This is a genomic window from Mycobacterium sp. (assembly GCF_049278535.1).
Lineage (GTDB): Bacteria > Actinomycetota > Actinomycetes > Mycobacteriales > Mycobacteriaceae > Mycobacterium.
Genome location: NZ_JBAPMI010000313.1, coordinates 1 through 8,476 on the forward strand (window position 1 = coordinate 1; position 8,476 = coordinate 8,476).

An 8,476-nucleotide genomic window follows, 5' to 3' on the forward strand; every position below is an offset into this window, starting at 1 on the left:
GCTCAATCCGAAGCTGGACATCAGCGGCATCCTGATCACCCGCTACGACCCGCGAACAGTGAACTCCCGCGAGGTGATGGCTCGCGTCGTCGGGCGCTTCGGCGATTTGGTGTTCGACACTGTCATCTCCCGCACTGTCCGTTTTCCGGAGACCAGCGTCGCCGGCGAACCGATCACCAGCTGGGCACCGAGATCTGCCGGCGCGGTCGCCTATCGGTCGTTGGCCCGCGAGGTGATCGACCGGTTCGGCGCGTGAACGGCGGGGCGACCTGCGAGGCATCACCCCAAACCGGCTTCCAGGTCAAGCTGACCAATTTCGAAGGGCCGTTTGACCTTCTGCTGCAGCTGATCTTCGCCCACCGCCTCGACGTGACTGAGGTGGCGTTGCACCAAGTCACCGACGACTTCATCGCGTACACCCGCGCGATCGGTTCCGAGTTGGGACTCGAAGAGACAACCGCCTTCCTCGTGGTGGCCGCGACGCTGCTCGACCTAAAGGCTGCGCGACTGCTTCCTTCCGGTCAGGTCGACGACGCCGAGGATCTGGCTCTGCTGGAAGTCCGAGATCTGCTGTTCGCCCGGTTGCTGCAGTACCGGGCGTACAAGCATGTGGCGGAGATGTTCGCCGAGTTGGAGGCGGCCGCGCTACGCAGCTATCCGCGGGCGGTGTCGCTGGAGGACCGCTACGAAGACCTGCTGCCCGAGGTGATGCTGGGCGTCGACGCGGAGCGGTTCGCACAGATCGCGGCGACCGCGTTCACGCCGCGGCCGGTGCCGACGGTGGCCACTGGGCACCTGCACGAGCTGATGGTGTCGGTGCCCGAGCAGGCCAAACAGCTGATGTCGCTGCTGGAAAAGCGTGGGATCGGCCAGTGGGCCTCGTTCTCCGACCTGGTCACCGACTGCAAGGCGCCGATCGAGATCGTCGGACGCTTCCTGGCTCTGCTCGAGTTGTATCGATCCCGGACGGTAGCATTCGATCAGTCAGAACCGCTTGGCGTGCTCCAGATTTCGTGGACCGGAGAACAGCTGACCAGCGACGAATTGCGGGACCAATACTCATGACGCGCGCCGAAGACGATGCAGAGCGCAGGGATGAGGGGGAGTGGCGCCAGATGAGCCAGCCGGTCGATGCAGACCTGAGCATCGACGCACCCGAGGCTGACGTGCCCGATTTGGACTCGGGCTTTGACGTGTCCGGCGAGAACCTGGGTATCGACGTCGCGACGGCGCCGGAGCTCGAGGACGCCGAACTCGGTGCGGTGCTCGAGGCGCTGCTGCTGGTGGTCGACACCCCGGTGACCGTCGAGGCTCTGGCCGCGGCCAGCGAGCAACCCGCGTATCGGGTGGCTGCCAAGCTGCGGCTGATGGCCGATGAACTCACCGAACGAGACAGCGGGATCGATCTCCGCGAGGCCGGCGGCGGATGGCGGATGTACACCCGCGCCGTGTTCGCGCCGTATGTTGAGCGGCTGCTGCTGGACGGGTCCCGCTCCAAGCTCACCCGGGCGGCGTTGGAGACGCTGGCGGTGGTGGCCTACCGGCAGCCGGTGACGCGGGCGCGGGTGAGTGCGGTGCGTGGCGTGAACGTCGACGCGGTGATGCGCACCCTGCTGGCCCGCGGGCTGATCACCGAAGCCGGCGCGGACGCCGATACGGGCGCGGTGACCTTTGCCACCACCGAGCTGTTCTTGGAGCGCCTCGGGCTGTCGTCGCTGAGCGATCTCCCCGATATCGCGCCGCTGCTGCCCGATGTCGACATGATCGACGATCTGAGCGAATCCCTGGATGCTGAGCCACGTTTCGTCAAGCTGGCCGGCCGTCCGGTTTCCGACGATCAGCCGTTGTCATTCGACGTGGATCACGAATGATGGTCACAGACAGCGAGCCCCGTGGGGTTCGCTTGCAGAAAGTGCTGTCGCAGGCCGGAATTGCATCTCGGCGGGTTGCCGAGAGAATGATCATCGACGGCCGGGTCGAAGTCGACGGGCAGCTGGTGACCGAGCTGGGCACGCGGGTCGATCCGGATGCATCGGTGATCCGCGTCGACGGAGCGCGGGTGATGCTGGATGACTCGCTGGTGTATCTGGCGCTGAACAAGCCGCGCGGCGTGCACTCGACGATGTCCGACGACCGCGGCCGGCCCTGCATCGGCGATCTGGTCGAGCACCGGGTTCGCGGCAACAAGAAGCTTTTTCACGTAGGGCGCCTCGACGCCGACACCGAGGGTCTGATCCTGCTGACCAACGACGGCGAACTTGCGCACCGCCTGATGCATCCGTCCTTCGAAGTACCCAAGACCTATGTGGCGACGGTGAATGGGTCGGTGCCGCGCGGGCTCGGCAAGAAATTGCGGGCCGGAATCGAGTTGGACGACGGCCCGGTTGCGGTCGACGATTTCGCGGTAGTGGATGCCATTCCCGGCAAGACGCTGTTACGGGTAACCCTGCATGAGGGCCGCAAACGCATCGTGCGCCGCATGCTGGCCGAGGCTGGATTCCCGGTGCAGGAGTTGGTTCGCACCGACATCGGCGCGGTGTCGCTGGGCGAGCAGCGACCGGGCAGCATTCGGGCGTTGCGCCGCAACGAAATCGGGGAGCTCTACAAAGCGGTAGGGCTGTGAGCAGGGTCGTCGCCATCGACGGTCCGGCAGGCACCGGAAAGTCCTCGGTCTCTCGGGGTTTGGCGCGCGAACTGCGAGCCCGCTATCTCGACACCGGTGCGATGTACCGCATCGTCACACTGGCTGTGCTGCGCGCCGGAATCGACCTCAGCGATCAAGGGGCTGTCGGAGCACTCGCGTCCAACGTGAAGTTGTCGGTGGGCCACGACCCCGACGAAGATCGCAGTTACCTTGATGAAGAGGATGTTTCGACAGAGATCCGCGGCGACGCCGTCACCAAAGCGGTCTCCGCCGTCTCGTCGGTTCCCGCCGTACGGAGCCGCCTCGTCGACTTGCAGCGAACCCTGGCCGGGGGGCCGGGCAGCGTCGTAGTCGAAGGACGCGACATCGGGACCGTGGTGTTGCCTGCTGCCGACGTCAAAATCTTCCTGACGGCGTCAGCCGAAACGCGGGCCCGCCGCCGCAACGATCAGAACGTCGCCGCCGGCTTGCTGGACGACTACGCCGCCGTGCTGGCCGACGTGCGCCGCCGCGATCACCTCGACTCGACGCGCGCGGTATCACCGTTGCGGGCCGCATCGGATGCGGTGGTCGTCGACACCAGCGAGATGACCGAACCCCAAGTCGTCGCTCACCTCCTGCAATTGGTCAAGCAGCGGAGCGAGGCGGTTCGGTGAGCGAAGATGGCAGCTGGGTCGACGAAAGCGACTGGGAATCAGCGGAATTCGTTGAGTCGATCGACGATCTGACCAGCGGCCCGCCGCCGGTAGTAGCGGTGGTGGGCCGGCCGAACGTCGGTAAGTCGACGCTGGTCAACCGAATCCTGGGCCGCCGGGAAGCCGTCGTTCAGGATGTTCCCGGGGTGACCCGCGACCGGGTGTCCTACGACGCGCTGTGGATCGGACGCCGTTTCGTCGTGCAGGACACCGGGGGATGGGAGCCGGACGCCAAGGGTTTGCAGCAACTGGTTGCCGAGCAGGCATCGGTGGCGATGCGCACCGCTGACGCCGTGATCCTGGTGGTGGACGCGATCGTCGGCGCGACCGCTGGCGACGAGGCCGCCGCCAGGATCCTGCGCCGCTCCGGTAAGCCGGTGTTTCTGGCCGCGAACAAGGTCGACAGCGACAGGGGTGAATCCGACGCCGCGGCATTGTGGTCGCTGGGAATTGGTGAGCCATTTGCGATCAGCGCAATGCACGGTCGCGGTGTCGGCGATCTGCTCGACGCGGTCGTCGGCGCACTTCCGGAGGTCGCAGATTTGGCGTCTTCCGAGAGCGGCCCCCGGCGGGTGGCGTTGGTCGGCAAGCCCAACGTCGGCAAGAGTTCACTGCTGAACCGGTTGGCGGGCGATGAACGTTCGGTGGTGCACGACGTCGCCGGCACCACGGTCGACCCGGTGGACTCGCTGATCGAATTGGACGGCAAAGTCTGGCGTTTCGTCGACACGGCCGGGCTACGCCGTAAAGTCGGTCAGGCCAGCGGCCACGAGTTCTATGCCTCGGTGCGTACCCATGGAGCTATCGATGCTGCCGAAGTGGTGGTCGTGCTGATCGACGGATCGGTGCCGCTGACGGAACAAGATCTCCGGGTGCTGTCGATGGTCATCGAGGCGGGCCGAGCGTTGGTGCTGGCGTTCAACAAGTGGGACCTCGTCGACGACGACCGGCGCTATCTGCTGGACAACGAGATCGACCGCGAACTGGTGCAGGTCCGCTGGGCGCAGCGGGTCAACATCTCGGCGAAGACCGGCCGCGCCGTGCAAAAGCTGGTACCGGCGTTGGAGAGTGCCCTGGCGTCGTGGGATGCCCGGATCGGCACTGGTCGGTTGAACACCTGGATCAAGGAAATCGTAGCGGCGACACCGCCGCCGGTGCGCGGTGGCAAACAGCCGCGGATCCTGTTCGCCACCCAGGCCGCCGCTCGCCCGCCGACGTTCGTGTTGTTCACCTCCGGCTTCTTGGAGGCGGGCTACCGCCGGTTCCTGGAGCGGCGGCTGCGCGAAACATTCGGCTTCGAAGGCAGCCCAATCCGGATCAACGTGCGGGTCCGCGAAAAGCGCAAGCCCAAGTCGCGCTGACGGCGACGTCGCCGCCGAATCCACGCCGGATAAGGTCTTTTCGGTGCCGCTGACACACGCCATCCTGATCGTCTTCGCCGGCTTGGGCGCGGGCGCGATCAATGCTGTTGTCGGGTCAGGCACCTTGATCACGTTCCCGACCCTGGTGGCCATGGGCTATCCGCCGGTCACGTCCACGATGTCGAACGCTGTGGGGCTCGTCGCGGGCAGCGCGTCGGGAACGTGGGGTTATCGCCGCGAACTAGGCGGCCAGTGGGACCGGCTGCGCTGGCAGATACCGGCATCGGTGCTTGGCGCCGTTCTCGGCGCGTGGCTGTTGCTGCATCTGCCGGACAAGGTTTTCACCCAAGTGGTGCCGGTGCTACTCGTCGCGGCACTGGTGCTGGTGGTGATCGGACCGCGTATTCAAACGTGGGCCCGGGATCGCGCCGAGAAGGTTGGTCGCGCTGCCGATGAGGTGTCGCCGCGCCGGATGGCCGCATTGGTGGCCAGCACGTTCGCGATCGGTGTCTACGGCGGCTATTTCACCGCGGCGCAAGGCATCATGCTCGTCGGCGCCATGGGTGCACTGCTGCCCGAATCAGTGCAACGGATGAACGCAGCAAAGAACCTGTTGGCGCTACTGGTCAATGTCGTTGCAGCGCTTGCCTATACGCTGGTGGCATTCGATCGAATTAGTTGGGCGGCGGCCGGCCTGATTGCGGCGGGCTCTCTGATCGGTGGTTGGCTGGGCGCGCACTATGGCCGTCGGCTGTCGCCGAATGCACTACGCGCGACGATCGTCGTGGTCGGCCTCATCGGTCTGTACCGACTGCTGGCAGTCTGAAGACTCAACCTTTCTGGATCGCGTTTCCTTGGCCTGATTGGTCGATCTGCGGCGATCCGGCCTGGTAGGTGATCTGGTTGTTGAAGCCGGAAGCTTGAATGCTGTCGGCGGCGGCGACCTTCACTTTGTTCCGGACGCCGGACACGGTGAGGGCCTTGCAGTGGCCGGTGATCACGACCTCGTTGGCGATTCCACTGACGTTGACGCTGCCTCCATTGCAGGCGATGGTCCGGACTTCGTTGATGCCGGAGACGGTGAGGCTCTGACCCGCCGGCGCGGTCGTCACTGATGTCAGTGACGTCGACGGCCCAGCTGCAGTCGTCGTTTGCGGCATGGTGCCGGACGCGGTGGGGCTTTCCGTGGCGATGCTCGGAGCGGGCAAGAAAGTCGTCAAGCCGCCGCGCGAAACCTGGTGTGCGGTAAAGGAGAAGATCGCGATTGGCAGAGCGATCATGCCGAAAACGAAGACACCAAGGATGATCCAACGAATCTGGCCGCCGCCCAGGGCGCCCCGAGACGGGCCCAAGAATGAGCCGCCGTAGGGCGGCGGTGGCGGTGCCATTGGAACGGCAGGCGGGGGTAACGGGGGGCCGGTGGGCGGCGCCCATTTGCTGGGCGTTGCATTCGCCCCGGCTTCAGATGCGCGTGCCGCCTCGGCCAGCGGTCGCTCCAAATCCCGAATTCGGGCTTCCGGATCATCCTCGGATTTCATTTACCGATGCTCGCATACCAAGATCACCGCGAATAGGTCATTCGCATTCGGTAGTTTCTGGATCGTGCCCGACATCGCCAACCGCCAGATCCTGCTGCGTCGACGCCCGAGTGGGCTTGTTCAGCCCGGCGACACCGAACTGGTCACCACGCCGGCGCCCGAGCCCGCCGAGGGTGAGGCGCTGGTTCGCACCACCTACGTGGGCCTCGACGCCGCGGTGCGCACCTGGCTCAATGACCAGCAGGGTTACCTGCCACCGGTGCAGTTGGGCGAAGTGATCCGCGCCGCCGGTATCGGCGAGGTGGTGTCGTCACGGTGTGACGCCTATGCAGTCGGCGATGTGATCACCACGCTGACCGGCTTCCAGGAGTATGTGATCGTCCGCGACGACGTGTTCAGCACGCCGATCCCGGGCGAGAGCGATCAGTTGGCGATCATGTCGGTCTACGGGCCGACCGGCGCGACGGCATATTTCGGGATGACCGACGTGGGCAGGCCTCAGGCCGGAGACACGGTCGTGGTTTCGGCGGCCGCCGGCGCCACCGGGTCGGTGGCAGGCCAGATCGCCAAGATCGCCGGTGCCCGCGTGGTGGGCATCGCAGGTGGGCCGGAGAAGTGCCGGGCGGTGGTCGAGGACTTCGGTTTCGACGCCTGCATCGACTACAAGAACGACGACCTGGACGCCGCACTCAGACAGCACTGTCCCAAGCGGGTCAATGTCTACTTCGACAACGTCGGTGGGCCCATTCTCGATGCGGTACTGGGTCGCTTGGCCATGAACGCACGGGTCGTGTTGTGCGGCATCATCTCCAGCTACCTGACCGGCGACCACCCAGGGCCGGTCAACTATGTGAATCTGCTGTCGAAGACCGCCACCATGCAGGGATTCAATGCCCTCGATCAGTGGGGCCGGTTCGATGAAGCGTTCGCCTCGCTTCGTGAATGGGGCCACGAGGGCCGAATCACGGCCCGCCAGACCATCTTTGAGGGTATCGACTCGTGCGTCGATGCCCTCAACGGGCTGTTCACCGGCGCTAACATCGGCAAGATGCTGGTCAAGTTGAGCGAACCGACAAGGGTTTAGCTCAGCTGCTGGATACGGATCATGGTGCCCGCGGGATCGCGCACGGCGCAGTCGCGAATTCCGTACGGCTGCTCGGTGGGCTCTTGGACGATGTCGGCATCGCTGGCTTGTAGCCGGTCGAAAACGCCGTCGAGGTCCTTGGTGGCCAGGACGATCATTGCGTAGGTGCCCTTGGCCATCATCTCGGCGATGGTCCGTCTTTCGTCGTCGCTGATGCTGGGGTGTGCGGCCGGCGGGGCGAGAACAATCGACGTGCCGGGCTGATTCGGCGGGCCGACAGTGATCCATCGCATCTTGCCTTTGCCGACGTCGAGGCGGACCTCGAAGCCGAGGATGTCGCGGTAAAACGCGAGCGACTCTTCCGGATCGTCATGGGGCAGCATGCTCGAGTGAATAGTGATGTCCATGGCGGTCACGCTAGGTGCAGCGCGGCGGCGGGCGCTTCTCGATTCCTGACCGGTTTGGTCACCTGCTTCTCCATGCACGACGGGAGTCCGGCTTCCACGTGCGCTGTCTGGTCCCGATAGGCACTCGGGGAGACGCCGACCAGTTCGGTGAAGCGGGTACTGAACGTTCCCAGCGACGAGCAGCCGACGGCGAAGCAGGTTTCGGTAACGCTGAGATCGCCGCGACGTAGCAGCGCCATCGCACGCTCGATGCGCCGGGTCATCAAGTAGGAGTACGGGGACTCGCCGTAGGCAATTTTGAATTGGCGGCTGAGGTGGCCGGCCGAGATGTTCACGTCGCGGGCGAGTGCCTCGACGTCCAGCGGCTGCGCGTACTCGCGGTCAATCCGGTCCCGGACGCGGCGCAACCGGGCGAGGTCGCGCAGGTGCTGGTCGTCGTTGGATCTGCGGGCCACCTGCGCGATCGTGCCACGTCGCGTTGGGTTGAGGCCAGCTTCGCAGCCTGCTGTAGGCTTTCCACCTGCTGACGGTGATCCATCGGCGGCATCGGGCTGTGGCGCAGTTTGGTAGCGCACTTGACTGGGGGTCAAGTGGTCGCAGGTTCAAATCCTGTCAGCCCGACGCACAAACACCTGCTCTGACCAGCATCGGAGCGGGTTTCTATTTTCCCGGCCAGGCCGCCGGATAGGCCAGTGGGCCAAGAGTGTCCCAACGGTCGGGCAGTGGGCCAGTGGTGAGCGGGAGTCA

Annotated in this window: 11 protein-coding genes and 1 tRNA gene; 9 read left to right on the forward strand and 3 right to left on the reverse strand. The window is 65.3% G+C overall.

Going from position 1 to position 8,476, the window contains the following annotated elements; translation table 11 throughout:
- The 7 genes from WAO18_RS20790 to WAO18_RS20820 form a co-directional block, all read left to right on the forward strand.
- The coding region (locus tag WAO18_RS20790; protein WP_422208122.1) for a ParA family protein at nucleotides 1–256 on the forward strand (256 nt) is incomplete at its 5' end.
- The gene (locus WAO18_RS20795; protein ID WP_422208123.1) at nucleotides 253–1,065 is read left to right on the forward strand and encodes a segregation/condensation protein A; all 813 of its coding nucleotides are present in this window, start codon (nucleotides 253–255) and stop codon (nucleotides 1,063–1,065) included. The genes WAO18_RS20790 and WAO18_RS20795, both read left to right, overlap by 4 nt.
- 50 nt (nucleotides 1,066–1,115) lie before the next feature.
- Nucleotides 1,116–1,871 (forward strand): SMC-Scp complex subunit ScpB, encoded by a 756-nt coding sequence (gene scpB, locus WAO18_RS20800; protein WP_422208124.1) that lies wholly within the window; start codon nucleotides 1,116–1,118, stop codon nucleotides 1,869–1,871.
- A complete protein-coding gene (locus WAO18_RS20805; protein WP_422208125.1) occupies nucleotides 1,868–2,623 on the forward strand; it encodes a pseudouridine synthase in 756 nt (251 codons plus the stop codon). The genes scpB and WAO18_RS20805 overlap by 4 nt, the downstream gene beginning before the upstream one ends.
- Nucleotides 2,620–3,300, forward strand: coding sequence for a (d)CMP kinase (gene cmk / locus WAO18_RS20810; protein WP_422208126.1), 681 nt, complete (start codon nucleotides 2,620–2,622; stop codon nucleotides 3,298–3,300). Before WAO18_RS20805 ends, cmk begins: the two co-directional genes overlap by 4 nt.
- Entirely contained in the window at nucleotides 3,297–4,700 is a 1,404-nt protein-coding gene (der, locus tag WAO18_RS20815; protein WP_422208127.1) for a ribosome biogenesis GTPase Der, read from the forward strand. The genes cmk and der overlap by 4 nt, the downstream gene beginning before the upstream one ends.
- A gap of 43 nt (nucleotides 4,701–4,743) precedes the next feature.
- Nucleotides 4,744–5,526, forward strand: coding sequence for a sulfite exporter TauE/SafE family protein (locus WAO18_RS20820; protein ID WP_422208128.1), 783 nt, complete (start codon nucleotides 4,744–4,746; stop codon nucleotides 5,524–5,526).
- Nucleotides 5,527–5,530: 4 nt separating this feature from the next.
- On the opposite strand, the gene WAO18_RS20825 is transcribed toward WAO18_RS20820, so the two are convergent.
- Nucleotides 5,531–6,238: a DUF3060 domain-containing protein gene (locus WAO18_RS20825; RefSeq protein ID WP_422208129.1), complete on the reverse strand. Its 708-nt coding sequence runs from the start codon at nucleotides 6,236–6,238 to the stop codon at nucleotides 5,531–5,533.
- A gap of 64 nt (nucleotides 6,239–6,302) precedes the next feature.
- Between WAO18_RS20825 and WAO18_RS20830 the strand changes: the two genes are divergently transcribed.
- Nucleotides 6,303–7,322 carry an NADP-dependent oxidoreductase gene (locus WAO18_RS20830; protein ID WP_422208130.1) on the forward strand — a complete coding sequence of 340 codons (1,020 nt, stop codon included), beginning with the start codon at nucleotides 6,303–6,305 and terminating at the stop codon, nucleotides 7,320–7,322.
- Here the strand turns inward: WAO18_RS20830 and WAO18_RS20835 are convergent.
- Both WAO18_RS20835 and WAO18_RS20840 read right to left on the reverse strand, forming a co-directional pair.
- Complete coding sequence (locus tag WAO18_RS20835) at nucleotides 7,319–7,729, reverse strand: VOC family protein (RefSeq protein WP_422208131.1); 411 nt, start codon at nucleotides 7,727–7,729, stop codon at nucleotides 7,319–7,321. The genes WAO18_RS20830 and WAO18_RS20835 overlap by 4 nt on opposite strands.
- 5 nt (nucleotides 7,730–7,734) lie before the next feature.
- Nucleotides 7,735–8,184: a helix-turn-helix transcriptional regulator gene (locus tag WAO18_RS20840; RefSeq protein ID WP_422208132.1), complete on the reverse strand. Its 450-nt coding sequence runs from the start codon at nucleotides 8,182–8,184 to the stop codon at nucleotides 7,735–7,737.
- Nucleotides 8,185–8,276: 92 nt separating this feature from the next.
- Here WAO18_RS20840 and WAO18_RS20845 point away from each other — a divergent pair.
- A tRNA-Pro gene (locus WAO18_RS20845) sits at nucleotides 8,277–8,350 on the forward strand.
- Nucleotides 8,351–8,476 lie beyond the last annotated feature (126 nt).

Coding starts and splice junctions, on each gene's coding strand:
- scpB (WP_422208124.1), top strand. CDS start 1,116: ATGAGCCAGCCGGTCGATGCAGACCTGAGCATCGACGCACCCGAGGCT.
- WAO18_RS20805 (WP_422208125.1), top strand. CDS start 1,868: ATGATGGTCACAGACAGCGAGCCCCGTGGGGTTCGCTTGCAGAAAGTG.
- WAO18_RS20825 (WP_422208129.1), bottom strand. CDS start 6,238: ATGAAATCCGAGGATGATCCGGAAGCCCGAATTCGGGATTTGGAGCGA.
- WAO18_RS20835 (WP_422208131.1), bottom strand. CDS start 7,729: ATGGACATCACTATTCACTCGAGCATGCTGCCCCATGACGATCCGGAA.